Annotated in this window: 20 protein-coding genes; 3 read left to right on the top strand and 17 right to left on the bottom strand. The window is 65.4% G+C overall.

What is annotated here, in order from left to right:
- Position 1: 1 nt before the first annotated feature.
- From HUT07_RS09330 to HUT07_RS09345, 4 genes are all read right to left on the bottom strand, one after another.
- Complete coding sequence (locus tag HUT07_RS09330) at positions 2-757, bottom strand: SapC family protein (RefSeq protein ID WP_176020718.1); 756 nt, start codon at positions 755-757, stop codon at positions 2-4.
- 111 nt (positions 758-868) lie between these two features.
- Complete coding sequence (locus tag HUT07_RS09335) at positions 869-1141, bottom strand: hypothetical protein (protein WP_025877210.1); 273 nt, start codon at positions 1139-1141, stop codon at positions 869-871.
- 287 nt (positions 1142-1428) lie between these two features.
- A complete protein-coding gene (gene fusA, locus HUT07_RS09340) occupies positions 1429-3471 on the bottom strand; it encodes an elongation factor G (protein ID WP_176020719.1) in 2043 nt (680 codons plus the stop codon).
- A 399-nt stretch (positions 3472-3870) separates the two neighbouring features.
- Positions 3871-4032: a hypothetical protein gene (locus HUT07_RS09345; RefSeq protein ID WP_176019164.1), complete on the bottom strand. Its 162-nt coding sequence runs from the start codon at positions 4030-4032 to the stop codon at positions 3871-3873.
- A 306-nt stretch (positions 4033-4338) separates the two neighbouring features.
- Between HUT07_RS09345 and HUT07_RS09350 the strand changes: the two genes are divergently transcribed.
- Positions 4339-5142: a lysozyme inhibitor LprI family protein gene (locus HUT07_RS09350; protein WP_176020720.1), complete on the top strand. Its 804-nt coding sequence runs from the start codon at positions 4339-4341 to the stop codon at positions 5140-5142.
- A 187-nt stretch (positions 5143-5329) separates the two neighbouring features.
- Here HUT07_RS09350 and HUT07_RS09355 read toward each other — a convergent pair whose 3' ends face one another.
- The 9 genes from HUT07_RS09355 to HUT07_RS09395 all read right to left on the bottom strand — a co-directional run bounded on the left by HUT07_RS09355 (position 5330) and on the right by HUT07_RS09395 (position 17990).
- Positions 5330-6088: a hypothetical protein gene (locus HUT07_RS09355; RefSeq protein WP_176020721.1), complete on the bottom strand. Its 759-nt coding sequence runs from the start codon at positions 6086-6088 to the stop codon at positions 5330-5332.
- 68 nt (positions 6089-6156) lie between these two features.
- Entirely contained in the window at positions 6157-6918 is a 762-nt protein-coding gene (locus HUT07_RS09360; RefSeq protein ID WP_176020722.1) for a heme ABC transporter ATP-binding protein, read from the bottom strand.
- Positions 6915-7958 carry an iron ABC transporter permease gene (locus HUT07_RS09365; protein WP_176020723.1) on the bottom strand — a complete coding sequence of 348 codons (1044 nt, stop codon included), beginning with the start codon at positions 7956-7958 and terminating at the stop codon, positions 6915-6917. Before HUT07_RS09365 ends, HUT07_RS09360 begins: the two co-directional genes overlap by 4 nt.
- On the bottom strand, positions 7955-9001 hold the full coding sequence (locus tag HUT07_RS09370) for an ABC transporter substrate-binding protein (RefSeq protein ID WP_176020724.1): 1047 nt from the start codon (positions 8999-9001) through the stop codon (positions 7955-7957). The genes HUT07_RS09365 and HUT07_RS09370 overlap by 4 nt, the downstream gene beginning before the upstream one ends.
- A 50-nt stretch (positions 9002-9051) precedes the next feature.
- On the bottom strand, positions 9052-10431 hold the full coding sequence (locus HUT07_RS09375) for an ATP-binding protein (RefSeq protein ID WP_176020725.1): 1380 nt from the start codon (positions 10429-10431) through the stop codon (positions 9052-9054).
- A gap of 121 nt (positions 10432-10552) precedes the next feature.
- The gene (locus HUT07_RS09380; RefSeq protein WP_176020726.1) at positions 10553-11581 is read right to left on the bottom strand and encodes an alpha/beta hydrolase-fold protein; all 1029 of its coding nucleotides are present in this window, start codon (positions 11579-11581) and stop codon (positions 10553-10555) included.
- 170 nt (positions 11582-11751) lie between these two features.
- Positions 11752-15354, bottom strand: coding sequence for a YadA-like family protein (locus HUT07_RS09385; protein WP_254898839.1), 3603 nt, complete (start codon positions 15352-15354; stop codon positions 11752-11754).
- A gap of 1493 nt (positions 15355-16847) precedes the next feature.
- Positions 16848-17180, bottom strand: a complete 333-nt coding sequence (locus HUT07_RS09390; RefSeq protein ID WP_176020728.1) for a transposase — start codon at positions 17178-17180, stop codon at positions 16848-16850.
- A gap of 408 nt (positions 17181-17588) precedes the next feature.
- Positions 17589-17990 carry a DUF805 domain-containing protein gene (locus HUT07_RS09395; protein WP_176022515.1) on the bottom strand — a complete coding sequence of 134 codons (402 nt, stop codon included), beginning with the start codon at positions 17988-17990 and terminating at the stop codon, positions 17589-17591.
- A gap of 186 nt (positions 17991-18176) precedes the next feature.
- Here HUT07_RS09395 and HUT07_RS09400 point away from each other — a divergent pair, with 186 nt between their 5' ends.
- The gene (locus tag HUT07_RS09400) at positions 18177-18542 is read left to right on the top strand and encodes a hypothetical protein (protein WP_176020729.1); all 366 of its coding nucleotides are present in this window, start codon (positions 18177-18179) and stop codon (positions 18540-18542) included.
- Between the two features lie 86 nt (positions 18543-18628).
- Here the strand turns inward: HUT07_RS09400 and HUT07_RS09405 are convergent, their stop codons facing one another.
- A complete protein-coding gene (locus tag HUT07_RS09405; RefSeq protein ID WP_254898840.1) occupies positions 18629-19927 on the bottom strand; it encodes a replication-associated recombination protein A in 1299 nt (432 codons plus the stop codon).
- A gap of 429 nt (positions 19928-20356) precedes the next feature.
- Between HUT07_RS09405 and HUT07_RS09410 the strand changes: the two genes are divergently transcribed.
- A complete protein-coding gene (locus HUT07_RS09410; protein ID WP_176020731.1) occupies positions 20357-21529 on the top strand; it encodes a hypothetical protein in 1173 nt (390 codons plus the stop codon).
- Positions 21530-21783: 254 nt separating this feature from the next.
- On the opposite strand, the gene lolA is transcribed toward HUT07_RS09410, so the two are convergent.
- From lolA to HUT07_RS09425, 3 genes are all read right to left on the bottom strand, one after another.
- Positions 21784-22422, bottom strand: coding sequence for an outer membrane lipoprotein chaperone LolA (gene lolA, locus HUT07_RS09415; RefSeq protein WP_176020732.1), 639 nt, complete (start codon positions 22420-22422; stop codon positions 21784-21786).
- Positions 22423-22534: 112 nt separating this feature from the next.
- On the bottom strand, positions 22535-24475 hold the full coding sequence (locus HUT07_RS09420; protein ID WP_176020733.1) for a DUF3857 domain-containing transglutaminase family protein: 1941 nt from the start codon (positions 24473-24475) through the stop codon (positions 22535-22537).
- 35 nt (positions 24476-24510) lie between these two features.
- Entirely contained in the window at positions 24511-26874 is a 2364-nt protein-coding gene (locus HUT07_RS09425; protein WP_176020734.1) for a DNA translocase FtsK, read from the bottom strand.
- Positions 26875-26876 lie beyond the last annotated feature (2 nt).

Here is a 26876-nt window from a genome sequence, read left to right on the forward strand (position 1 = left end):
ATCAGGCGGCGTTGCGGCCCGCCTGGCGACGGGTCAGGTCGTTGAAACGACCCAGCGACATCAGGTGCTGGTGAATCAGCGCCAGCCAGCCGTTGCGGTGCCATTCGACGACGGTCGCGTCCGGCAGCGCGATGAACTTCTCAACGTCCACCACGAAGAAGCCGTTGAGGTTGAACTCACGGCCATCCGGCAGGCGCACGGTGGCATTGCGCTCGACCAACAGGCCGTTGTCGACCAGTGCCTTGGAGAACGCCTGGGTCTGTTCGTGTTCGCGGGTGAACTGGCCGCAGAACTCGAGCGCCTGCTGCACCATCTCGGTGGCCTTGCCATCAGCGAACAGCGGCTGGCCTTCTTCGCCGCCACGGACGATGCGCGGGCTGTCTTCGTCGATGCCGAGCAGGAAGTCATTGTCCGCGCCGGTGTCGATGAAGATGAAGGGGTGGCGGCGCAGGTAGGCCGGGATGTAGGTCTCGTCGTCCCACAGGCCATCGGTGATGAACAGGTTGTCGGTGGTCACACCCACCGCCGCCATCGGCACCGCGCTCGGGCCTGCGAACAGGATCGGGAAATGGTGCAGCGCCAGCGAGAATTCACCCAGCACCAGCGGGATGGAGTTGCTGCTGGCAGCGAATTCGAGCTTGCCCGGCAGGATGCGCAGATCGGCGTGCAGATCTGCCTGCAGCGGCACCGGACGGGTGTAGAACAGGGGCGCGTTGGTCGGCGCAGCTTCGGTGGTGGTGTCGCTGGTGGTGGTCATCGTAAAAACCATGTCGATCATGCGCGCCTGCCATCCCGGGCGCGCCAGCGGGAACAACCTGAATCCCGCATTATCAACAAGGCAGGTGACAACGGCCACCCCGCAGCCGACTTATTTCAGCTGCAACGGGTAGCGCTGCCACAGAACGTGGACCAGGAAACCGGCCAATTCGGTGTCGCGCGCACTGACCGCAGCGCGGATCTTGTCCAGCAGGACCATGTCGCTGCAGTGCCGCACGTCGGCATGGTTGGCCTGCCCCGCACGTCGCGCCCGGTAGCGTGCAGCCCGCTGTGCATCGCTCATTGCGTACCCGAACTTGGGCGGCCGACCGCGCTTGCGCGGCAGGGTCAGCTCCAGGGTTCCGGGATCATTGTCATCACGCATGGGCAGGGTGCGGGCGGCGGCAAGCAACGGGGGGTGCGCAATTTATCGTGAGGCATCACTTTAATCCAGCTTTTTCTGCAGTTTTGTTGCAATGCAATGCAGGTATGTCGCGCGCAGGCGGCATCCATCCACGCATGGCGTGGACCTACTTCCCTGGGTAGATCCACGCCACGCGTGGATACGGCCCTGCCAATGCGGATCGGTAGATCCACGCCATGCGTGGATACGGATTCCAGCAGCACACAAAAAAAGGGAGCCCGCGAACGGGCTCCCCTGCTCTTCTCTTCCTACGAAGCGCGCACCGGCTCGTAGCCATGCAGGTGCGATTCGCTGCTGGCCCGTCCCTGGCTCAGCGAGCGCAGCGAGGTCGTGTAACCGACCAGCTGCGCCAGTGGCGCGAACCCACTGACTTCGGCGCGACCGTCCTGGTCATCAATGCGGGCGACGCGGCCATGGCGACGATTCAGATCGCCCACCACGTCACCCACCGACGCCGACGGCGAATGCACCGTCACCGCCATCACCGGTTCCAGCAGCTGCGTACCGCTGGCCGCCAGCGCGGCCTTGATGCCCTCGCTGCCTGCCCGATGGAACGCCATCTCCGACGAATCCTTCGCGTGGGTCTGGCCATCCACCAGGCTGACTTCGATGCCGACCACCGGATGACCTTGCGGCCCTTCCGACAGCGCGGCACGAACGCCCTTCTCCACTGCGGCGATGAAGTTGCGCGGGACCACGCCACCGACGATGCGGTCATTGAACACGACCTCGCCGTCGTCGCGCGGCACCACATCCAGCACCACGTGCGCGAACTGACCCTGGCCACCGGTCTGCTTGACCAACCGACCCACAACGCCTTCAACGGCACGCTGTGGCGTCTCCTGGTAAGCCACGCGCGGCGCGCCAATGCCGATGTCCAGTTTCCATTCGCTGCGCAGGCGCTCCACCATCACTTCCAGGTGCAGCTCACCCATGCCCCAGGCCAGGGTTTCACCCGTGTCGCGATCAGTCTCCACGCGGAACGAGGGATCTTCCTGGGCCAGGCTGGCCAGACCCTGCGCCAATCGGATCAGGTCGGCCGCACGTGCCGGCTCCAGCCGCCATGCAAGCACCGGGGCCTGCGTCTGGATACTCTCCAGACGCAAGGGCTGCCCTCGCCCACTCAGCGTTTCACCGCTGACGGCATCCTTCCAGCCCAGCACCGCAACGATGTCGCCGGCCACGGCCTGCCCGATGTCCTGGGTCTGGTCGGCCTGCACGCGCACCAGACGGCTGATGCGGCGCCCTTGTGGGTGCTGCGAGCTGGCCACGTTGTCGCCCACCTTCAAGGTGCCCGAGTACAGCCGCACGAAGCTCAACGCGCCGTGCTGCTGGTGGGTGATCTTGAACAACAGGCCCGCCAGCGGACCGTCCGGGTCCGGCGGCAGCAGGACGTCCCCGCCCTCGCCCTCGGCGGTAACAGCCGGACGATCCAGCGGCGACGGCAGGTAATCGACCACTGCATCCAGCAGCGTTTCGATGCCCTTGTCCTTGAACGCAGCCCCAGCCAGCACCGGCACGCCCGCACCCGCCAGTGTTGCGCGGCGGATCGCTGTGCGCAGCATCGCGGCGTCGATGTCGCGGCCTTCCAGCCATGCCGTTGCCAGCACATCGTCGTGATCGGCCACGGCTTCGACCAGCGCATTGCGCTGCGGTTGCCATTGAGCGCATTCGGCGTCGCTCCAGGCCGTTACCGTCGCCGCGCCGCCGTCCTGCCAGTGCAGCACGCGGCCATCGACCAGGTCGACCCAGCCATGGAATTCACCTTCGCTGCCCAGCGGAACACCGAGCGCCCACGGGCGCGCCCGCAGCTTGTCCTGCAGCTGCTCCAGCACACGCTCGAACGAAGCGCCGATGCGATCCATCTTGTTGACGAACGCGATCAACGGCACGCCATGCCGACGCGCCTGGCGCCACACGGTTTCTGATTGCGGCTGCACACCGTCCACGGCCGAGAACACGGCCACGGCGCCATCCAGCACGCGCAGCGAGCGCTCGACCTCGATGGCGAAGTCGATATGGCCGGGGGTGTCGATCAAGGTCAGCTGGTGCAGCGGCAGATCGCGCGGCGCCCATTGGGCGTGCACGGCAGCGGCGCCGATGGTGATGCCGCGTTCGCGCTCGATCGCCGAGAAGTCGGTGGTCGCGTTGCCGTCGTGCACTTCGCCGACGCGGTGGATCTCGCCGGTCTTCCACAGAAGGCGTTCGGTAAGGGTGGTCTTGCCAGCGTCGATGTGGGCAATGATGCCGAGGTTGCGAAGACGCGACAGAGTCTGGGTATTGGTGCTCATGAGATGGGTTCCTGCTGGGCCAACTTCGGGGGCCGCACACCCCGGTTGGCTACAGGGTGTGCGGCTAACGTTCGGTCTCGGCGATCTGGTGCATGGCACGTTCTCCTCGGTGTTGCGGGTTGAATGAAATGGCGGAAACGAAAAGAGCGCCCCGGAGGGCGCTCTGTGGATGGTCCAGCGTAGGCCGCGATCAGCGGCCTCGTGGGGCTCCAGGCAGACACGCCCGTTCCGCGCTTGCGCGGGTCAGGGTGAAAAACTTCAGGAGCGGCATCCGGTTCATGGGGCGCATTCTAGACCTGTGAATCTGGCGCGCAAGTGAATATTGCGCGCATGAATGGAACGATGAGCCCCAAAGTAGAGCCACCCCATGGGTGGCTGCAACCCAGGACGCTAGGCGGCTTACTTGCAGTCGTGCAGACGGCGGGCATCACCCACGGTCGCCGCGTGCTGTTCAACGGTCGACACCCAGCCTTTCAGGGACATTGCCGGGTCGGTGCGCGGCTTGCGCGGACCGCCATGGATCACCACTTCGGTCCAGCTGCCGGCTACTGGCAATCTCACCCCATGGCACATGGCGACTCATGCCGTTTCGCCGCCGCTTACTTGGTGAGGTCTTGCTTGGCCAGACAAGCCCTCGTCGCAAGGATGTCGCTAAAGCCCCGCCGCAAAGCCTGCCTGCGGACCACTCGCTTGGACGTCGCAACAGCGCAAAGATCCGTGCCACCACGCGTTTGTCGAGTAGATGCAGATCTGGGTCTGCGCACAAGGCTCCAAGCACTTGCCTGGGCGACCAGGCGCATCCAATGATTTCGTACGCCACCTGCGCAAGCTCCCGAAGATCGATCCCGAGAAACAAACGGCCTGACTTTGAATATCCTCGCCCTGATACTGACATCGACCAATCTCATTCGCATCTTCACCACCGGACCGGAATTTGTCCGAGAGAACCCAAACAACTTCCATTGCAACCAGCCTGATGTAATCGCGAAAGCAGTGGAAAAAGTAAGATCCGAAGCCCGGGATCGCATGTATGTAGAGGGGCTATCCCAACATTCAACGCCCCGCAGATCAACCGACGACCTGGAGGAACTGGTTGATTCGATTCCAATCGATCTCAGAGTCACCCAGACCAAAGCGTCAGAAAGCGCCTTTGCGCTCATCGAATGTGAAGCCACGATAGAGTTTGAAATTCCGGATCACACCATGAATGTGATACGCAGGGATCAACGCTCCAAGGACGTCACGACACGCGGCCACGCGCAACTCACCGACAAGGGAATTTTCTGGGGCAATTTTAGATTCGGGGTTGAATTTGACGGAAGGAGGCCAACCATTGTCGAGCTGTCTGGCCTGCAATTTCCACAAGTCCTACTGTCAACCATTGCGATCACGATAGCGGACAGCGACATCATCCTTGAGCGTCGTCTGGCAATGGTCGCTGCCGATTTTTACTTCGTGGATAGAGACCTCAACTCCTTCTGGAGGGCGCTCTCGACACAGCAGCGCCTGCGCATGCGAAGGTCGCAGCGCGAGTGGATTGTCGAGAAGGTGAGAACCTGCAGCGATGTTGATGGAAAAGGTTACGAGTCCCTGACGATCGTTGAGAAAATTGACGCTCTCAATTGCCATCGCGGAATGACAGAGGAGCGGCTGACACGCCTTTACAACTAGCCGCGCCTCGCAGAAAGGTGCGGCCACTGCCGTCAACATCATAGCCTTGGGCCCGAGCAGGCCAGCGACACGTACGGGGCATTCAGCAGTACAACATAGGTACCGCTGACGCTCCACATCGGCTCCGTCCATGAACCCAGCCAGGACCGCGCCTCAAGACTGAATATCTTGAGTTCCCCAAACGCCCTTACTTGCAGTCGTGCAGCCGGCGGGCATCGCCCACGGTTGCCGCGTGCTGTTCAACGGTCGACACCCAGCCCTTCAGGGACATTGCCGGGTCGGTGCGCGGCTTGCGCGGACCGCCATGGATCACCACTTCGGTCCAGCTGTCGTTGGGCGCCAGTTCGGCCAGGCGCGCGGCCTGGTCTTCATCGGTGCTGAAGGTGTCGTCCGGCGAGGACGGCTTTGCGTTGTTGACCGTCGCCTGCTTGCGCACGCGCACGCGCAGGGCGCCGTCCGGCATGCGCTGGGTGGCCACCTCATAGCGCTCCACGCCATAGGCCCAACTCGATTCGCCGGGGCGACGCATTTCGCTGCCGTCATCGGCAACCTCAACCGACTCGCCGGTGACCGCGCCCAGCGCGGCAATGCCGCCGAAGCCAGCCATCATCGCCTCGTAGGCCACCATCTGCCGCTGCTCGATCGACAGCGTGCTGGCCTCGGGCTTCATGCCAGGCAGGTTGAGGTACGCCGCCTTCTTGCACAGCAGCAGGACACGCTTGTCCTCCCAGGCCATGCCGATCTCGCCGTTGCCGAAGTATTCGGTGGTGAAGGATGAAACCGCTGCTCCCTTGCCAGTCGAATGCCGCGTCTCAATCAGCGATGCCTGCTCGGACGCCGTCATCAGCGAAACCTTGGTGGTCGCAGCAGCACTTGCAGCACTTGCAGCACCGGCAACGCCGATCAAGGCGACGAAAAGCGCGCAACGCGGGCGGGAGAGAATCATCGGGCCATTCCTTTGAAAAAATCGAGCCGCACATGATACGCGGCACAGCCTGCCATGCCCTCTTCGTCTCAGGTAACCACCACCAACGGCACACCGCGGCGCGGATGCTGCAGCACCACCACGTCCTGCTGGTAGACGCGCTGCAGGTTGGCTTCGGTCAGCACGTCCGAAGGCGTGCCGTCAGCGGCTACCCTGCCCTGCTCCAGCAGCACGATGCGATCGGAGTAACCGGCCGCCAGATTGAGGTCATGCAGCACCACGATCACACACGCGCCCGCTTCGGCGCAGGCACGCACGCTGCGCAGGGTGCGCTCCTGGTGGCGCAGATCCAGCGCAGCCGTAGGCTCGTCCAGCAACAGCAACGGCGTGTCCTGTGCCAGCACGCGGGCGAAGGTGGTCCGCGCCGATTCGCCGCCCGACAGCTGCTGTACTTCGCGCAGGCGCAGTGCCTGCAGTTCGGCAGCATCGATCGCGCGTTCCACCTGCGCATCGTCCACCTGCGGGTCAGGCGGATGCGGCAGGCGCCCCATCGCCACGACTTCTTCCACGCTGAAGGCGAAGCGCACGCCATGCTCCTGCGGCATCACCGCCCGTTCGCGCGCGAGTGGCCCGGCCTTGTAGTCACGCAACGGGCGTCCGTGCAGCTGTACATCGCCGCCATCGGCGCGCAGATCGCCCGCCGCCACGCCCAGCAGCGTCGACTTGCCCGCGCCGTTGGGCCCCACCAATGCCGTCACCGTGCCCGGCTGGAATGCCAGGGTGATGCCATGCAGGATCTCGCGCTGCTGACGGCGCACCACCACGTCGCGCAATTGCAGAAAAGCGCTCATGCGGCCGCCTTGCGACGCTGCTGCAGCACCAGCCACAGGAAGAACGGCGCGCCTAGCGCGGCCGAGAACAGGCCGAGCGGAATCTCGGCGGGCGGGTCCAGGGTGCGTGCAGCGGTGTCGGCCACCACGATCAGCAGCGCACCCAGCAGGCCCGACAACGGCAGCAGCCAGCGATGGCCAGGACCCACCAGCAAGCGCGCCACGTGCGGCACCACCAGGCCGACAAAACTGATCGAACCGGCGAACGCCACCGCAGCCCCGACCAGCAGCGCACTGAACGCGACCAGCAGGCGTCGCGTACGCGCCACATCCAGCCCCAGGTGCTGCGCCTGGCGCTCGCCCAGCGCCAGCATGTCCAGCGGCGTGGCCAGGCGCTGCAGCGCGATTGCACCGATGGCAAACAGCGGCAACACCGCCACCACATCGGCCCAGTTGGCGCGCGCCAACGAGCCCATCTGCCAGAACACCAGCGATTGCAGCTCGCTTTCGTTGGCGATGTAGGTCAGGAAACCAATCAGCGCCGAGCAGAATGCGGCCATGGCAATGCCCACCAGCAACAGCGTGGCATTACCACTACCCTTGCCCGGCCGTGCCAGCGCGTAGGTCAACCCGATCGCAGCGGCACCGCCGCCGAACGCCGCCACCGGCACCAGCCAACCGGCTGCACCGGCGGCACCGAGCACGATTGCCGCCACGGCACCCAATGCAGCGCCTTGGCTGACACCAACGATGCCCGGATCGGCCAGCGGATTGCCGAACAGCCCCTGCAGGCTGGCGCCGGCCATCGCCAGTGCCGCCCCCACCATGGCACCCAGCAGCGCACGCGGAATGCGCAGCTGCCACACCACGGCCAGGTCACGGCTGCTGACCGATTGCGGATCCAGCAAGCCAAGCTTCACAGCCAGCGCCTGCATCACTTCCAGCGGTGGCAAGCGCAGCGGCCCCACGGCGAACGACGCCAGCACCGCACCCAGCAGCGCGACCAGCGCAATCAACAACATCGTCCGCCCGCGACGGCGGCGTCGATCCGCAGGACTCATGCCTTCGGCAGCGCCGCCAGCGCCCTGGCCAATGCCTGCGCACCCGCACCGGAACCGATGCTGGCGTACTTCAGCTGCGCATCCGGCATCACCCAGACCCGGTTGGCCTGTCCAGCCGGCGTCTGCTTCAGCGTCGGATAGGCCTTCCACAGGCCCTCGGCACCGCCGAACAACTGCAGGTCATGCTCGGTCACCAGGATCACCTCCGGTGCCGCCGCAACCACGCCCTCGTTGCTCAGTCGCGAATAGTTGGCCACACCGGCCTCGGTGCCGATGTTGATGCCGCCTGCCAGCGCGATCAGCTTGGCCGACGCGCTGTCGGCACCGGCCACGGTCGGCGCACCGCCGGCACCCGTTGCCGAGACATGGATCACCCGCGGCGCATGCCCCAGGCCCTTGCCGATCACAGCCGCCTCGTCCAGCTGGCGCTGCACCAGCGTGGCCAGGGTCTGCCCTGCGTCGGCCACGCCGAGCACGGCGGCAATCTTGCGCACCTTGTCCGGTGCCGGCTGCAGGTCATCGATCACGACCGCAGGTTCGCCCACTTCGCGCAGCTTCTTCGCTAGTTCGGTGTGACGGCGCAGGCTGTTGCCGATGAACAGCGAGCCCTGCAGGCTCAGTACGCCTTCCACGCCGGTGGTGCGGTTGAACAGGAACTGGTGCGGTGCGGCCAGGCCTGCCTGGGTGGTGGTGTTGGTCGGCGCGGCAAACACCTGCTGGCCCACCCCCAACGCTTCGATCACCGCGATGATGTCGTCACCGCCGGCAATGATCCGGCTGGTGTCGGCCACCTCCACATCGGCGCCATCATCGGAATGCACCTTGCTCGGCAGCACTGCCTGCTGCCCCATCAGGGTCGGCACATCATCGCCCGCCACCCGCTGCCAGCCTGCGGGAAGTGCCCCGGCCTCGGCGGCGGCGGCAGTCGGCGCGGCCTTGTCGGGGGTGCCCGAAGACGGCGGCGCCTTGTCGCCACAGGCGGCCAGCACCAGCGAAACGGCAATCGGGAGCGCACACAGGCGCAGGCGGGAAGCGATGTTCATGCAGGTTCTCCTTGCTGGCAGGGCGACGGGGTGCCGCCCTGCCCTGTGGCTTACGGCTGGCGCAGGCTGATGCGGGTGATGCGGTCACCCTTCGGATCCTCAGCGCCACGCGACTTGTTCACGGCGAAGACATTGCCCTTGCCGTCGGCGCGAACGTGGTTGGGGAAGGTGCCGCCATCGAGGTTGCCGACCACCTTGCCATCACGATCAACGGCGGTGACCGTACCGGCGCCGCGGTTGGTGACATAGGCAAGGCCGCTCTTGGCATCGAAGGCCACGTTCAGTGCACCGGCACCGACCGGCACGTCGTGCACGACCTTGCCGCTGGCCACGTCGACGATCAGCAGGTTGTCGGTACCCTGCGAGGCGACGTAGAGGCGGTTGCGCTGGGCATCGAACGCCACGCCCGAAGCGCTGATCGAATTGCCCAGGTCGATCACCTTGTCGACCTTGCCGCTGGCCACATCGATCACCGCCGCTTCCGGCGTGCCGATGCTGACGGTGAACAGCTTGCCGCTGGGCTCATCCAGTACCAGGCTCATCGGCACGAACTTCTCGTCGTCCACGCCGGAGGCCAGGGTGATCGGCTCCAGCGCCTTCAGCGTCTTCGCATCGAACACCGACAGATGATCTTCGCCAGTGGCCGAGGCGAACACCTTGCCGTGCGTGCTGTCGACCACCACGTCACGGGCGTGCGGTACGGTGCCGACCGGGAACTGGTGGACCAGCGACAGATCCGCCTGGCGATAGACGGCCACGGTGTCCTGGCGGGTGTTGCTGACCCAGACGTTGCCGTTGGCATCGTCCACGCCCACGCCATACACCGCGAACACCGCACCATTGGTGCTGCCCGGCACCTGCGCCGGGGTGATGGCCTTGGTTACCTTCAGCGACTTCGGGTCCAGCTTCAGCAGCTGCGACTGGGTAACCGGCGGGCGACCGACCGCCGAGGTGACGAACACCGCGTTGCTGGCGGCGCTGTAGGCCGACTGGTACAGACCCGGCACCAGCTTGTTGGACTGGGTGGCGAACTGCGCCTGGCCCGACAGCGGCACCTGCGGCGACACGCGCAGCTTCAGCACGGTTGCAGCGGCCGGCTGGCTGGCGCGCACCACCACCGGGTGGGTGCCCGGCACCGCGTCGGCCGGAATGGCCAGCTGGGTCTTGAAGTTGCCATCGGCATCCACCACCACGGGCTGACTGTTGAGCACGGTATCGCCACGCAGCAGGCTGACCTGCTGGCCCGGCACGAAGCCGCGGCCGGTGACATCGGCGGTGCTGCCGGGAACCACGTTCTCACCGCGTGAGACAACCTGGCCCTTGAAGGTGGCGCTGGCCGGCTGGTCGAACACCGGCTGTGCGGTGGCGGTCACTGCCAGCAGCAGGCCGGCAGCCAGGGAGGTGAGACGGAAAGACGGACGGAACGACATGGAAGGCTCCTTGCACACGTAGGCCGCGCCTCGTGGCGCGGGATTCATCGGTTGCCTTGGCCACTGCACGTCGACAGTCCGCCTGGGTAGTGGGGCCGCACGGCGCCGCCGTGCGAGGGGTTCATTCGGCGGCGGTGTCACCACCGGCTGCCTGGCCGTCACCGGCGCTGCGATCGGTCACGCCGTACAGCTCATGCAGGGCGGCGTGGAAGGACGCCGGCAGCATCGGGCCATGGCCGAGGCCGGGGAACTCGCGGTACTGCACGCTCAGCCCCGGCACCTTGCCCAGGCGTTCGGACAGCTGCATCGCTGCATCCGGTGTGGCGCCGCCAATGCGGCGCAGATGCGCGACCACGCGCGGATTGTTCATGTCGCGCTTGCCACGGTCGCCGACGCGCTCGGCGCCGCCGAGCATCAACCACACCTTCGCGGGCTGACCGTGTGCGTTCTGCACGAACTGCTGCTCAATGTCACCCAGCGGCGCGCCCTGGCTCCACCACAACGATGGACTGGCGCTGAGGTAATACTGGAAAGCGGCCGGACGGGTGTACAGGCTGCTGAGCACGAACAGGCCGCCCAGAGAGTGCCCCCAAAGCGCCTGCTGCTGGTGATCGATGTTGGCGCGCCGTTCGACTTCGGGCTTGATGCGGCGCTCGATCATGTCCAGGAACGCCGCTGCACCACCGCCGACGGCCTGGGTTTTGCCGCTTTCATCATCGGCACGGTCGATCCAGGCGGTGTAGTCGCGGGTACGCGACGCCGAATCGATGCGCAGATCGTTGTCGTAGCCGATCAGCACCAGCACCGGCGGCGCCTTGCGTGCGGCCAGTTCGGTCAGTAGTGGCTGGTCCAGCACCATCGCCACCGCATTGCCATCCAATGCGTACAGCACCGGTGACGAGGCCTTCGAAGCCTTGGCCGGGATCGCGATGTTCACCCGCCAGCGGCGTTGCTGGTCAGGGCTGTCGATCACGAAACGCTCGAAGCGATAGCTGGCGGCCGGCGCATCAAGCACGGTCTGGCCCATCTTCTGCAGCGGATTGCGTTGCTGCGCGTATGCGTACGGGGTAGCCAGGAGCAGGCCCATCATCAGGGTGGCCAGGCCAGATAGCAGCGGGCCACGGCGCGGCGGCAGGACGGAAGACTTCATCAGTGACGGCGGGAGCGGCACACGGCCACCGGTTCACAAGGGACCGCAGTCTACCTCAAACGCGAATGATTATCACATCGATCAAACGTCACGCTGTGTATCCCGCGCGCGAGATCCGGGGGAGGCGCACAGCGCCCCCGCCTTCACAGAGTCCGTACCGGCCCCGAAGATCACCACTGGAATCCCACACCGATGGTGAAGCCATGGTCCTCAGTGGTGGTGGAACCCGACGCCCTGAGCATGAACGAGCCATCCTCGGATACAGCCGAGAAGCCAAGCGCAACTGCAGACTCACCGCCATAGGTTGAACCGGCCATTGCGATCATCCTGCCACCCGGAACGAAGCTGCTTGGAAGGCCTGCCATCGACATCGACAGCGCGATACCTGCGTTTGCTTCACGCCGCAGCTGCTTGATCTGCCGATCCGTGTATCCATTGGCCTGGACCAGCGCCCAGCCCGCCTCCTGCCGTGACAGTGATCGTGCCTGCGCAAGATTGACCGCGTCAGTGTCACGCGTGGCGGGCGCAACATGCGTGATCTGCCGCTCCGCGCCGACTGCCCCCACCGAGAGCGCGTTCGGCCGATCGGCACGCGAGCCAGCACCCAGTGCGACACTGCCAGGCGCACTTGCGACCGCGTCCCTGCCCAACGCAGTGGCCTGTGCAGCGGTGGTTGCAGCCCCCTGCCCCATCGCCACGCTTCCAGCACCACCCGCGGCCGCCCCTGCACCCACCGCGATTGCACCGCTGCCTTTCTCGGCCCGTGCCGCAGGCAGCTCAGCGCCGGGCCTGTCCACCGCGACTCCCTCTCCCAGCGCATCGGCACGCTGCACGCGTTTGTCCAAAGCGTTGAGCTGCGCGCCAGTGACTGCGTCAGTGCTGGCGTCGTCGATCCGGCCCGCAGCGATGCCGGTCACGCGACGTCCGCCTTCGTGGCCACTGACATCCAGCTCGTCGCCTCCCGTGTCTTTTCCGATCGTAAGGGTCTTGCTCTGCGGGTCCTTCTTCACCAGTCCGATCTCTCCGCGCACGATCTGATTCCGGGTCTGCTCCGCCTCCGCAGCGGCGCGGATGACGCCTTCGCCCGCAGCGTTGGCTGCCTGGAGCGCAGCGTTTGCCACGCCTCCCGCCCGATCCGCACTCACCTGTGCCGCGGTCGCCCGGACCGCGGCATCATCTGCCGTGCGCTGCGCACCATCTGCTGCATTCTGCGCGGCTCCGGCCGCCGACTGTGCTGCCTTGGCTACCTGATCCACCGTATTGAGCTGGCCGACATTCACTGCATCGGTCGTGTTCACACCGGCTGCGACGTTGGCGATCTGGCTGCTTGCCTGCCCGCCGTGGGCGGCGTCGTACGCGCCCAGGCTTTCGTTCCAGCGGAGGCTGTCGCGGGCCAGGCCATCGACGCGGTCATTGACCGTGCCAACGTTCTGATCGAGTGCGGTCAGCGCGCCGCCGACATTGCCATGCTGGGTCACCGGGCCGGTGCTGCCATCCGCATTGATCACCGCCACGCCATAGGACGGTGCAGACACGGTGCCGTCGGCATTCGCGCTGGCGCCACCGCCCAAGGCATCGGCAACGGACTGGCCCGCATCCTTGATCCGGCCGGCTACGGTTTCCTGCGGACCGATGCCCGCCAGCTGCGTGCTGGCCGAACCAGCTGCCGCCTTGGCTTCGTTGGCGGTGAGTTGCGCGGCATCCGCAGCTCGCTGTGCGGTTGATGCTGCTGTAGTTGCACCGTCAGCCGTGCGCTGGGCGTTGTCTGCCGCCACACTGGCACCGTCAGCCGTACGTTGCGCGTTACCGGCATCGGCCGCCGCCGTCGCGGCAGCATTGACCGCTGAATCGGCGGTTACCTGTGCCCGGTTGGCCGCAGACGCAACACCGTCAGCCGTGCGCTGCGCACCATCTGCTGCGTTCTGCGCGGCTCCGGCCGCCGACTGTGCTGCCTTGGCAACCTGATCGACCGTATTGAGCTGGCCGACATTCACTGCATCGGTCGTGTTCACACCTGCTGCGACGTTGGCGATCTGGCTGCTTGCCTGCCCGTCGTGGGCGGCGTCGTACGCGCCCAGGCCTTCGTTCCAGCGGAGGCTGTCGCGGGCCAGGCCATCGACGCGGTCATTGACCGTGCCAACGTTCTGATCGAGTGCGGTCAGCGCGCCGCCAACATTGCCATGCTGGGTCACCGGGCCGGTGCTGCCATCCGCATTGATCACCGCCACGCCATAGGACGGTGCAGACACGGTGCCGTCGGCATTCGCGCTGGCGCCACCGCCCAAGGCATCGGCAACGGACTGGCCCGCATCCTTGATCCGGCCGGCCACGGTTTCCTGCGGACCGATGCCCGCCAGCTGCGTGCTGGCCGAACCAGCTGCCGCCTTGGCTTCGTTGGCAGTGACCTGCGCAGCGTCCGCAGCGCGCTGTGCGGTGGATGCTGCTGTAGTTGCACCGTCAGCCGTACGTTGCGCGTTGCCGGCATCGGCCGCCGCCGTCGCGGCAGCATTGATCGCTGAATCGGCGGTTGCCTGTGCCCGGTCGGCCGCAGACGCAGCACCGTCAGCCGTGCGCTGCGCACCATCTGCTGCGTTCTGCGCGGCTCCGGCCGCCGACTGTGCTGCCTTGGCAACCTGATCCACCGCATTGAGCTGGCCGACATTCACTGCATCGGTTGTGTTCACACCCGCTGCGACATTGGCGATCTGGCTGCTTGCCTGCCCGTCGTGGGCGGCGTCGTACGCGCCCAGGCTTTCGTTCCAACGGAGGCTGTCGCGGGCCAGGCCATCGACGCGGTCATTGACCGTGCCAACGTTCTGATCGAGTGCGGTCAGCGCGCTGCCGACGTTGCCATGCTGGGTCACCGGACCGGTGCTGCCATCGGCATTGATCATCGCCACGCCATAGGACGGCGCAGACACCGTGCCGTCGGCATTCGCGCTGGCGCCACCGCCCAAGGCATCGGCCACGGACTGGCCCGCATCCTGGATCCGGCCGGCTACGGTTTCCTGCGGACCGATGCCCGCCAGCTGCGTGCTGGCCGAACCGGCTGCCGCCTTGGCTTCGTTGGCGGTGACCTGCGCAGCGTCCGCAGCGCGCTGTGCGGTGTCGGCGATAGTCCGCGCGTCTTTGGCAGAGCGCTCCACCCCCTGCAGCTGCCCCACGTTCACGGCATCCTGGAGGCCGATTCCCGCTGCAACATTGGCAATTCGATTTGCCTCAGCGGTGCCGTTCCGGGCGGAATACGCACGCTCATTGCCATCCCACAGCAGCGCACTATCAAACAACGTTCCGAGTGCAGCGTTTGTCTTGACCACCTCCCCATCCAGCGCGCCAATGGCCCCGAGCAGCGATGTCGGTTGCGCCGCCGGGGCGGTGGAGTCACCTGATTGACGGCCGAGGCTATCAAGAGTCAGCTCCGGCAGCGAAATCCTTCCATTACCATCCACTTGTGCACCGGGACCGATTGCCGCCGCCAGTGATTGACCATCGACGCCTTTGGGCAGTTTGTTCAGACGATCCTCCAGCTCGGCGTCCTTGGCAGCCAGCGCTATGTCCTTCTGACCCAGCTTGTTGATCTCCTGGTAGGCGGCAAACAGCTGCGATCCATTGACGGCATCGTAGCTGGTCGCATCCAGAACGCCCGGAGCAACATTGATGATCTGCCGCGATGCCGCGGCACCGCCAACACTGACGACGCCGTTCACATTGGCCACTGCAAGACCTTCGGGCAGGAAACTGTAGCGGGTGCCATTGAGGACCACGGGCGCCACGATCCGATGCGGACTGGTCCGCGCAGTGGCGCCAAGCGCAACGCTGTTGAAATGTTCAGAGACTGCTCCACCCCCAAGTGCGATTGCGTCGGCAGCGTTTCCCCGCGAATCCTTGCCGATGGCGATTGCATTGGCCATATCGCTGCTGGCCAGCGCGCCGCTACCCATCGCCAGCGAGTCCACCCCGTTTGCCTGCGCACTTGCACCGATCGCCACCGCCCGGTTGGCACTGGTAGCCGTTCTTGCACCATAGCCTACCGCCGTGGACTGTTCGGAACGCGCTATCGTGTCACGACCGAGAGCGGTGGCGCTGTTTCCAGTGGCCTGTGCAAACCGACCAATTGCGGTTGAGAAATGCCCCATGGCTCTCGCGGCAGCCCCGACTGCCGTTGATCGTGCTCCGCTCGCGTTGGATGCCACGCCTACTGCCACCGCACTCGCATGCAGTGCATTTGCACCGTTTCCAAGGGCAAGTGCCGCGCCCTTGTTGCCGTTATCCGGATCCACTTTGTCACCATCAGCTACGCTGTTCTCGCCCAGCGCCCAGTCGAACTGTCCAAGTGCACTTGCCTTGTTTCCCACTTGCAGGCTCTGGACCTGGATTTTGCCAAGGCCTCCCGGATTGAGGCTGAGCGTTCCCCCGACCACAAGATCCCCACCCAACCCGAGCGAAGTGGCGCCCACACCGGCCACGCTGGCCGGCCGATAGAACAGCACGCCCGTCGGCGAAACGGGAGGAGGCTGGCATTTGCCATCGCCATCCTTGAAATTGATGTTGTAGTTCAGCAGCTCCGTCTGGGTCCGCCTGATGGGGTCCCATGCCGGTTCGTTGATGCTCACGCACTCGCCATCGGAACCGGAATTGATATGGATGCCATTGCCCGCAAGCACTTCGATCGGCAGCCCCAGCAGGGCGACAGTCACCGCCACGCCGAGCAGGTTGTGGCTGACTGAACCCACGGAAGTGGATGCGCCACTGTTTGAACCCGCACGCTGGCGCGATGCCAGCTCGGACGCTACGACCCATCGGCCCAGTGCCTTGCTCCAGACTTTGCTGAAAATTCTGTTCATGTTGTGAATCCTTGATATGTCCAAACGTTGGCCAGACATGCCGGGCTGGCTCGATCGGGGCGCGCGCCCACCCTGTCGCGCCGTTCGGCGCGATGTCGCGGCGGGAACACTTCGAGAGAGATCGGACGGGGGCCCTGGCGGATCGTCCGGGTACGGCCGGGCTCAGTCCGGCGGTGGATGCGGGCAACGCTGCCCGTCCAGCAACAGCAGTCGCCCGTTGGGGCGAGGAGACTTCGCTTTCATCTGTCAGTCCGTGTGAATGAGACAAAAGGCACATATCCAGTGCCATGAAGCGGCATGCTAGGAACCGACGGTCAAGGCGACATCTGCGGCCCGCTCATTCGTTCTCATTCCATCTCATTCGGAATTTTTTTGCCTATTTTTCAATGCGTTGCACAGCACGCAAACAGTGCAAAAGGAGGTCAGGACTTGGAACCACGCCGCTGCTGCCGCCATTCACTGCGGCCCCGACTGCGCTCTGCGTGGGCGCGCAGTGCCTCACCCAGGGGGCTGTTCACCCCGAGTCCAGTACAGACGTCAGCCCAGTAGCCCAGCTCGGCCCAGCGGACATAGCGGACGTAGATCGGCCGCCACGGACCGGCCTCTTCAGGGATGCTGGCCCAAGGCGCATTCCCCCTCGCGACCCAAAGTACAGCCTCGATGAATTGCCGATAGGCGGCATCCCGACTGCGAACGCGTGCGCGCAGCGCGGGGGGCAAGTGGCGCTTGACCTCGCTCCATTGCAGTTCGCTCATGCGGCTGCTGGCAAGCGGATGTGGTTTCATGATCGTAGAAGGGCAGGAAGGACTGCGGCGACCCCGTGGCCGGCAGTGCGCGCGCGTTGCACGGCGAGTCACCCTAGGTGAAGCTTCCGGCAAGCCTCAATCGACCTTGTCTCATTTCTTCTCATTTCGGTCCCCGCGCCGGAGGCCACATCGATACGGTGCGCGGCGACGCTCCACCCTGCACGCATGCCGCAGCTGCCGGCACACGCAAGCTGACCGGGGTCGATCTACACGAACTGCTGTTTCAGCTCGGGATCGGACTATCTGGCACTGGGTGACTGCGTCCTGCAGTAATCGGCATTGCGCCGCTGCCAGCCGTGCAGAAACGACGAAGCCGGCTTTGGGCCGGCTTCATTGCATGGGGCAACGCCTGCGATCTCAGGGGCCAGCGGGCACCGGCCCGTACGGATTGTCCTGCGGCGTGCCCGGCAGCAGCGCGAAGATCAGGATCACGATTCCGCCCCCTGGCACCAGCGCCAGCAGGTACAACCATCCCGACTGGTTGCAATCATGCAGGCGACGTACGGTCACTGCGATCAGCGGCACGATCGTGGCCAGCCAGAGCAGGCCCACCAGCGCCAGCGCCCCGATCGCGATGCCGGCCATCCAGCTGGAATCGGCTTCCAGCACGAGGCCCGCCACCAGCGCCACGGCGAGCGAAAGCGCGCCTACCGCGGTTACGGCAAGCAACAGGAACAGCTGGAACATCCAGTACTCGCGGCGATTGGCGCGGCCCTCGAACTGGGCGTAGCGCTTCAACGGCAGAATCATTTCCTGCACGGCATCGTTCCTTGAAAAACAGGGCCGCGCAGTGTGCCAAATGCACACGAGCGGGGCAATGTAGAGCCGAGCCATGCTCGGCTGCCTCACTGGGGAGGAGGCCTCCATACGACCCTTTTGATCTTCACAGTGGCATTTGCGTCAGCGCCATTTGACGAGCGCGGCAACACCACTACGCTAGGACAAATGAAGAGCATCCTGATTGCCTTACTCCTGACGTCCGCACCGCCCTCAACAGAGCCCGGCTACATAGAGCCCGGCTACATGATGGGCAGCCTCAAGGCAAACCCGCCTCCAATGCCTGGCGCGCTCAAAGCGATGGGTGCGCGATGGGAAATGGACTACAAAACGCTGCGTCGTGCCCTGTTAAAGGCTGGATGGGTCGCAACGCCACGCGAGTACTCTCACTCAACCGTCTACGGATTCCCCGAGGTCAATTGTGGCCAGGGTTGGCAGGCGGTCTGCTCGTCCGGCTATCGGAAAGGCAAGCAGGAAGTCTTTCTCTGGCTTCATCCCACAGGCACCAACCTGATACTGATCGGCGCAGATTGACGTATCCGCCACTTTGGGGTGTGCGTAAACGGTGGTCTCGGTCGTCAAAAGCAGTCGAGCATGGTTCGACTCTACAGAAGCGGAGCTCAGCGGCCCTTGGCCGCCCTCGCCGCCTCACGTTCCGCGCGCAGCCTGTCCAGCTTTTCCTTCAGCTTGATCTCCAGCCCACGCGGCACCGGGTTGTAGTACACCCGTTCGCCCATTGCATCGGGGAAGCCGGTCTGGTCCAGCGCGATACCGCCCTCGGCATCGTGGTCGTACTGGTACTCGGCGCCGTAGCCCAGCTCCTTCATCAGCTTGGTCGGTGCATTGCGCAGGTGCAGCGGCACTTCTTCGGTGCCACTGTCGCGCACATCGGCCTTGGCCTGGTTGAAGGCCGCATAGCCGGCATTCGACTTGGCGGTGCTGGCCAGGTACAGCACCAGCTGGGCGAAGGCGAGCTCGCCTTCCGGGCTGCCCAGTCGCTCGTAGATATCCCAGGCTTCCAGCGCCATGCTCTGCGCGCGTGGATCGGCCAGGCCGATGTCCTCGATGGCCATGCGCGTCAGCCGGCGTGCCAGATACGACGGATCACAGCCGCCATCGAGCATGCGCGTGAGCCAATACAGCGCGGCGTCGGGATTGGAGCTGCGCACCGATTTGTGCAGCGCCGAGATCTGGTCGTAGAACTGCTCGCCGCCCTTGTCGAAGCGACGGGTACGGTCAGCCAGCACCTGGGTGAGGGTCTGCGGGGTGATGCGCCCACCCTCCCCTCCCGCCAGCTCGGCAGCGATTTCCAGCAGGGTCAGCGCACGCCGCACGTCGCCATCGGCGGCGGTGGCGATTTCCAGTAGCAGTTCCGGTGCGACTTCGATGCCCTCCTCGCCCAGGCCACGTTCGCGGTCGCCCAATGCACGTTCCAGCGCTTCAACGATATCGGTCGGTGAGACGCCTTCCAGCACGTGCACGCGGCACCGCGACAGCAGCGCGGAGTTCAGCTCGAACGACGGATTCTCGGTGGTGGCGCCGACAAACAGGATGGTGCCGCGCTCGATGTGCGGCAGGAATGCATCCTGCTGCGCCTTGTTGAAGCGATGCACCTCGTCGACGAACAGTACCGTGCGACGGCCTTCGGCGAAGCGCTGCGCGGCCTCGGCCAATACCTGGCGCACTTCGGGCAATCCGGACAGCACGGCAGAGATGGCGCGGAATTCAGCGTCGGAGTATTCGGCCAGCAGCAGCGCCAGCGTGGTCTTGCCGCAGCCGGGCGGCCCCCACAGGATCATCGAATGCACGCGACCGGATTCGACCGCGCGGCGCAGCGCGCTCTCCGGCGCGAGCAGACGCTTCTGCCCGACCATTTCGTCCAGGGTGCGGGGGCGCATGCGCTCGGCCAGCGGGCGCATGTGTTCCCGATCGACACTCAGCAGATCGGGGCCGGGGAATGAAGTGGAGCGATGTCTTGGCACCCGCTCATTGTACCGCGAGAGCGTGCCAACCAAGGTTGGCACCCACCAGCGCCAGGCCATGATCGGGTGGTGCCGGCCACTGGCCGGCAGATCAAGAGCGTGTCAACCAAGGTTGACACCCACCAAGGCGGTACCGGTTGGCACCCACCAGAGCAGGTAGCGCCGGGCCATGCCCGGCGGATCAGGCCGCAGGGATCGATAGTGCCGGCCGCTGGCCGGCAGCCTGGCAATGTGTCGGAAATGAGCCGAAGCCGCCGCAGCCAATTCATCGGCAAGCCACTGATTCACATGGAACGCCCTTTCCCGGGGGTCGTGCACCCTCGTCAGTGGCCGAGAATTTGGAACTCAACCCTTAAGGACCCAAGCGTGCGAAATCCCGAATCCAATCTCCTTGAGTTCATTGCTGGCTGCGCTGTCGACGAGGACATCTACTATCTGGCTGCCGCCCTTGGCCCCGGACATGACTACTACGACCCGGATCCCGGCCCACCCACCCGCATGTTCGTCTTTGGCCGCACCCCCAAAGAGGAGTGGTTCTACCATGACCTGCAGGACTTCCAGGTCATGTCCACAGAGCTTGTCCCAGAGGAAGAAGGCGGTCGCCCCCGTCGTGTGCTTGCCCTGGATTTCTATGGGCAGCTGGAAGATTACTCCCGTGCTGGGGCAACGATCGAGTACGTCTCGGCTGAAGGCGCCGACTTCCCTGGAGGTCTTACCCGCTTGCGACTGCTGGGCGACGCCCTTTTCTGCGCGGGCACAAGAGGACAGATCCATCATCGGGGCGACGGCGGATGGCGGCAACTTCCAACCCAATTCGCGACTGCCTTCTGCGAGGAGTACGAAGACGAGTCGGATCTGGATAACTTCGACAGTTGGCTCGAAGATTTCGGCCATCTGCTCGAACTGGGCGATGCTCCCGCACTTCCTCGAGATCCGATGGAACGCGACGCAGAGCTTCGCCGGAGATTCGCCGATTGGCGCGCCCACATGACCCATGTCCGGGAGGATGAAGGATTCAACCAGCTACTCGCTAAGTTTCGCGTGGGCAGCGTGAACGACGTCTGCGGAACGGGCTTTGCTGACCTCTACGCAATCGGCTCCCAAGGCCTGATTGCGCACTGGGATGGCTCGAGCTGGACCGTGCCCGAACAAGTCACTACTGCGGAGCTGTTTCATGCTTGCAGGACCGACCAGGGCCGCCTCGTCTTTGTAGGCATGGACGGCACCATCGTTACGGGCGACATCTCCACTGGATTCGAGTGCTTGCACCACGACGTCAGCGAAGGCATCAACTTCAACTCTGCGTGCCAGTACAAGCAACAGGTTTACATCGGCTCGGAGAATGGCGGCCTCTACGTCTACAGGCTAGAAACCGGCGTAGTTGAACCGTTGCTGGAAGGCATCCCCGAAGAACTGAGAGGCGCAACGATTGTTGATATCAGTTCCGTCGGTAGCGTGCTGTGGGTGCTGACGCCCTGGGACCTGATTCGATTTGATGGCACCGCGTGGCAGGTGATCGTTCATCCGGACAACGGATGAGCCAGCCGGAAGCGTGTCAACCAAGGTTGACACCCACCAAGGCGGTGCCGGTTGGCACCCACCAGAGCAGGTAGGGCCAGGCTATGCCCGGTGGATCAGGCCGCACGGGTGGTAGTGCCGGCCGCTGGCCGGCAGATCAAGAGCGCGTCAACCAAGGTTGACACCCACCAGAGCAGAGGGTTGACCCCCACCAAGGTGGTGCCGGTTGACACCCACCAGAGCAGGTAGCGCCGGGCCATGCCCGGCGACCGCCATCAATTACCGATGACGTCGGTGCCGGCCGGTGGGGTGAAGCGGAAGGTGTTGGCGGCGAAGCTGGGATTGCGCTTCCAGCCGCTGAAGCTGATCACAGTGCGCTGGCCCACGGCGTCGGTGATCTCCATCTTCGCCAGACCCTGAGCGTTGAAGCCCAGCGCGGCGTACTGGAAGCTGGCTTCGGTCTCGCGCTTCGGCGATAGCGACAGCCACTGCAGGCCGTCACGCTGTGCGGCCTCTTCGCTGACGTCGTACTGCTGCTCCAGCAGCGCCGGGTTGATCAGCGCGGTCAGCGGGCTGTTCTGCTCTTCCTTGCCCTGCTCGCGCACGGTCGCCTGCTCCAGGTCCGGCTCGAACATCCAGACCTTCTTGCCGTCGGCCACGATCAGCTGTTCATGCGGGCGCACGTACTCCCAGCGGAACAGGCGCGGTGCCGACAAGGCGACGCGGCCACTGGTGGATTCCTTGACCTTGCCACGGCTGTCGAACACCTGCTGGCTGAACTGCCCATCCAACCCCTTCAGGCCGGTGGTGAAGGTCTTCAGGTCATCGCGGGCACCCGCCCAGGCGCTGCCGGCGGCGGCACAGGCCACGGCCAGGGTGGTGGTGGCAAGGAAACGACGGAGGCGGAGGTTCATGCAGGAATCCTGTGGGCGCGTACGCCAGGAAAGATGGGTGCCAGTGTGCCCGGAAAAAGATGAATGGGCGATCAGGGCGCCATTATGACGCCCCTCCCCGTCCATCGGCGATTCAGCCGCCGACGCCCGGCACCTTGCCGTACAGCACCTGGCCACGGAAGCCCCGGCGGACCTCGCGGAACAGCGCGCGGAAGGCGGCATAGTCCTGCGGCTGGCACAGCGCCTCGGCGCCACGTACCGCGTTCTGCTGCAGGCGGTGGTGCACAGTCACTTCCTGGCCCTGCCGACTCCAGTCGACCCGGTACTCGCCTGCCGCATTGGCAAACCGCTGGCTGCCGGGAATCGCGATGATCGGGGCATTGACCGGGAACTGCAGGCGATAGGTTTCCTCGCGCAGGCTGGCATTGCAGTAGAACGGCGTTTCGTTGTCCGGCGCCGAGGCGCTGGCATACAGCCCGCGCACCGATTCGCCGCCCGGCGGATCGGGCACGGCCATGCCGCCGGCCACGTCGAAGTCCACGTAATCCTCGGCCTGGAACGCCATGCGGTAACCGAACGGCCGGGTCAGGTCGACCGGCACGCCCTGCAGCTGCAGCTGGCCACGGCCATCGAAACCGGATGCGGCCATGATCGATTCTTCAGCGCGCGCACGGTTCTGCGCATTGAGCTGGGCGAACTGCGCGCGCATGCCGATCTCGGCGTTGTCGCTCAGCTGCGGCACGGTCTCGCCGCGCAGATTGCCCTGCGCGTCGAAGGTGAAACGCACGTCCATCACCGTCGTGTTGCGCCGCGGGTCGTTGGCAGGCGTGCGCGCCAGGGTGGCATCGCGGGTGTGCAGCACCGGCGCGCCGAGGTCGCCATCGGGCAGCTGGCCGAAGCGCGCCCACGCACTGGTCGAGTCCAGGTACAGATCGAACTCGGGTACATAGGTGATGGCGTGGTTGAAGCGGCCCAGCAGCGGAATCTTCGGCAGCGTCGGCCCGCCGCCGGCACCGATCAGCACCGGTGAACTGGTGATGCCCTTGGCCGCCAGCAGCGCTTCAAGGATCGTCACGTGGTCCTTGCAGTCGCCGTAGTGGTTGTCGAGGATGCTCTGCGCGCTGTTCGGCTCCAGCCCGCCATTGCCCAGGTACACCGCCACGTAGCGGATGTTCTGCGCGACCCAGCGGTACAGCGCATCGGCCTGTGCGCGTCGATCACTGATGCCGCTGGTCACTTCGTCGGCCAGCGCCTGGATCTCCGGCGTGACCTGCGCGGCTGGCCCTGCCTTCAGTTGATAGGCACGGCCCATCTGCGCCCAGTCGCGGTAGGTGCTGGCCATGATGTTCGGCCCGAACTCCCACACCGCCGCCGACCAGTTCTGCGCCTGCATCGGCTCGCGGCGCTGGTAGCGCCAGCGCCACGTCGCCTGGCCGTTCTTCACCACCGGGCGATCGCTGCCCTGCACGCCGCGGCTGTCCACATGCATCGGCAGGTTGGCCGGCGCGCTCAGGGTCACCTCGGCATCGTCGTACTGGGTGAACACATTGAAGGTTTCCCACAGGCCGAAGTAGCCCGGGAAGTACGGCGTCAGCTGGGTGCGCCGCACCTGGTAGAACAGCCGCGTGCCCGGTGCCAGGTTGGGGAACACGATCACCCGCACCTTGCGGTCGGCATACATCGCCGCCGAGGCGCTGGAATAGCTTTCCTGGGTGTAGATGCGGTCGGCCGGCACCTCGCGGCGCTGGCCATCGGCGGTCAGCGTGTAGGCGTTGACCACGTCCAGCGTTTCCATCTTCTCGCTGTAGCTCAACCGCACCTGGCTGAACTGTTCCACCGCCGCCTTGGTCTTGAGCAGGATCTCGTAGGTCTCGGTCTGCACGTTGCCGGCATCGGCGCGCACCTGGTAGTCGGCGCGATAGCGGACGAAGCTGAAGTTGTTGCTGGCCTCGGCATCGCTGCCGGTGGACGGCGGCGCGACCGCGGGCGCCGCCGTCGCGGCGGCGTCGGCCAGCGCCGGGCCGGCTGCCAGCAGGCAGGCCAGCGCCAGCGCGCAGGAAACGGGTTGAAGCATGCGTCGGTTCCTTGGACGTCGGGAATGCGGCAGGGTTACTTCGGCGGCGGCGGTGCCAGCACCGTACGGTCGCCGTTGTGTTCGGGCGAACTGACCACGCCGGCCGCTTCCATGGCCTCGATCAGTCGCGCCGCCCGGTTGTAGCCGATCTTCAGGCGACGCTGCACGCCGGAAATCGAGGCGCGACGGGTCTCGGTGACCACGCGCAGCGCTTCGTCGTACAGCGGGTCGGACTCGTCGCCGCCGCCAGAGCTGGTCTCCGGCAGGCCGGTCGCACCGACCACAACGCCATCGCCCATCGTCTGCACCTCGTCCAGCACGCCATCGACATAGTCGGCCGGACCCATCGCCTTGAGGTGCTCGACCACGCGGTGCACTTCCTCGTCGGACACGAAGGCGCCGTGCACACGCTCGGGCATCGCCGTGCCGGGCGGAAGGTACAGCATGTCGCCGTGACCAAGCAGCGTCTCCGCGCCGGACTGGTCGAGGATGGTGCGCGAATCGATCTTCGAGCTGACCTGGAAGGCGATGCGGGTGGGAATGTTGGCCTTGATCAGGCCGGTGATGACGTCCACCGACGGGCGCTGGGTGGCCAGGATCAGGTGGATGCCGGCCGCACGCGCCTTCTGCGCCAGACGCGCGATCAGCTCTTCGACCTTCTTGCCGACGATCATCATCATGTCGGCGAATTCGTCGATGAAGATGACGATGAACGGCAGCGTCTCCAGCGGCCGCGGCGCCTCGCCCAGCTCCGGGTTCGGCTTGAACAGCGGGTCCATCATCGGCTGGCCAGCGTCCTGCGCGTCCTTCACCTTCTTGTTGAAGCCGGCCAGGTTGCGCACGCCCACCGCGCTCATCAGCTTGTAGCGGCGCTCCATCTCGGCCACGCACCAACGCAGGCCATTGGCGGCCTCCTTCATGTCGGTGACCACCGGCGCCAGCAGATGCGGGATGCCCTGGTAGACGCTCAGTTCGAGCATCTTCGGGTCGATCATCAGCATCCGCAGGTCTTTCGGAGAGGCCTTGAACAGCAGGCTCAGCACCATCGCATTGACCGCCACCGACTTGCCCGAACCGGTGGTACCGGCCACCAGCAGGTGCGGCATGCGCGCCAGGTCGGCCACGGTCGAGCGGCCGGCGATGTCCTTGCCCAGCGCAAGCGTCAGCACGCTGGCAGATTTGTCGTATTCCTTCGAGCGCAGCAGCTCGGACAGGTAGATCATCTCGCGGGTGACGTTGGGGATTTCCAGGCCGATCACCGACTTGCCCGGAATCACATCGACCACACGCACCGATTTGACCGACAGGCCGCGGGCGATGTCCTTGTCCAGCGAACTGATCTGGCTGACCTTGATGCCCGGCGCCGGCTCGATCTCGAAGCGGGTGATGACCGGGCCAGGGTTGGCGCCGACCACTTGCGCATCGATGCGGAAGTCCTTGAGCTTGAACTCGATCTGCCGCGACAGCGCGTCCAGGGTGTCCTTGTCGTAGCCCACCGGCTGCGGCTTGGGGTCGTCCAGCAGGGCCAGCGGCGGCAGGTCCGAGCCGTCGCCGTTGACACCACGGAACATCGGGATCTGGTTGTCGCGCTTGGCCCGGTCACTCTTTTCGATCACCGGTTCGGGGCGCGGCTCGATTTTCACCGGTTCGCGCTTGGCGCGCACTTCGGCATCGGCCTTGCGCACTTCCTGGCGCTCCTCGCGCATCACCCGGGTCTGCTGCCACTCGGTGACTTCTTCCTTCTTGCGCTCCAGCAATGGCGCCAGCGACATCACGCCGCGACCGATCTTTTCCATCACAGTGAACCAGGACAGCCCGGTGGCCAGGGTGATCGACGCCAGCAGCAGCACCAGCACGAACAGGTTCGCGCCCAGCGCGCCGAAGCCTACCGTGAGCGAATTGCCGACCAGCTTGCCGAGGATGCCGCCGGCACTGGAGACGTCGCCACTGAACAGGCGCACGTGCAGGAAGCCGGTGCCGGCGATCAGGAAGCCGACCAGGCCGACCAGGCGCAGCGCGGGGTCCAGATCGTTCTCGCCCTTGCTCTCGCGCTTCAGGCCGAACATCGCGATCCAGGCCAAAGCACCCAGCACCACCGGCAGCAGGAAGGCGATGTAGCCGAACAGCTGCAGTAGTACATCGGCGATCCACGCGCCCGCGCGGCCGCCCATGTTGTGTACCGGCGCAACCACGCTGCCGGTGTGTGACCAGCCCGGGTCAGTGGCTGAATAGGTGAAAAGGCTGGCTGCCAGGTACAGCAGCGCCGGCGCGATGGCGATCAGACCCAGGTCGCGCCACAGGCGCTGACGGCGTGGATTGTCGGTCGGGGCCGCTGCCGCCGAGCGACGCGATGCCTTTTTGTCGTCGGACTTGGAGCGTTCGGGGACCTGCTTCGCCACCT

This window comes from Stenotrophomonas sp. NA06056 (assembly GCF_013364355.1).
Classification (GTDB): domain Bacteria; phylum Pseudomonadota; class Gammaproteobacteria; order Xanthomonadales; family Xanthomonadaceae; genus Stenotrophomonas.

What these genes read in the sequence shown, in the direction of transcription:
- HUT07_RS09330 (WP_176020718.1), bottom strand. Translation starts at nt 757, where the DNA reads ATGACCACCACCAGCGACACCACCACCGAAGCTGCGCCGACCAACGCG.
- HUT07_RS09335 (WP_025877210.1), bottom strand. Translation starts at nt 1,141, where the DNA reads ATGCGTGATGACAATGATCCCGGAACCCTGGAGCTGACCCTGCCGCGC.
- fusA (WP_176020719.1), bottom strand. Translation starts at nt 3,471, where the DNA reads ATGAGCACCAATACCCAGACTCTGTCGCGTCTTCGCAACCTCGGCATC.
- HUT07_RS09355 (WP_176020721.1), bottom strand. Translation starts at nt 6,088, where the DNA reads ATGATTCTCTCCCGCCCGCGTTGCGCGCTTTTCGTCGCCTTGATCGGC.
- HUT07_RS09360 (WP_176020722.1), bottom strand. Translation starts at nt 6,918, where the DNA reads ATGAGCGCTTTTCTGCAATTGCGCGACGTGGTGGTGCGCCGTCAGCAG.
- HUT07_RS09365 (WP_176020723.1), bottom strand. Translation starts at nt 7,958, where the DNA reads ATGAGTCCTGCGGATCGACGCCGCCGTCGCGGGCGGACGATGTTGTTG.
- HUT07_RS09370 (WP_176020724.1), bottom strand. Translation starts at nt 9,001, where the DNA reads ATGAACATCGCTTCCCGCCTGCGCCTGTGTGCGCTCCCGATTGCCGTT.
- HUT07_RS09375 (WP_176020725.1), bottom strand. Translation starts at nt 10,431, where the DNA reads ATGTCGTTCCGTCCGTCTTTCCGTCTCACCTCCCTGGCTGCCGGCCTG.
- HUT07_RS09380 (WP_176020726.1), bottom strand. Translation starts at nt 11,581, where the DNA reads ATGAAGTCTTCCGTCCTGCCGCCGCGCCGTGGCCCGCTGCTATCTGGC.
- HUT07_RS09390 (WP_176020728.1), bottom strand. Translation starts at nt 17,180, where the DNA reads ATGAGCGAACTGCAATGGAGCGAGGTCAAGCGCCACTTGCCCCCCGCG.
- HUT07_RS09400 (WP_176020729.1), top strand. Translation starts at nt 18,177, where the DNA reads ATGAAGAGCATCCTGATTGCCTTACTCCTGACGTCCGCACCGCCCTCA.
- HUT07_RS09405 (WP_254898840.1), bottom strand. Translation starts at nt 19,927, where the DNA reads ATGCGCCCGCTGGCCGAGCGCATGCGCCCCCGCACCCTGGACGAAATG.
- lolA (WP_176020732.1), bottom strand. Translation starts at nt 22,422, where the DNA reads ATGAACCTCCGCCTCCGTCGTTTCCTTGCCACCACCACCCTGGCCGTG.
- HUT07_RS09420 (WP_176020733.1), bottom strand. Translation starts at nt 24,475, where the DNA reads ATGCTTCAACCCGTTTCCTGCGCGCTGGCGCTGGCCTGCCTGCTGGCA.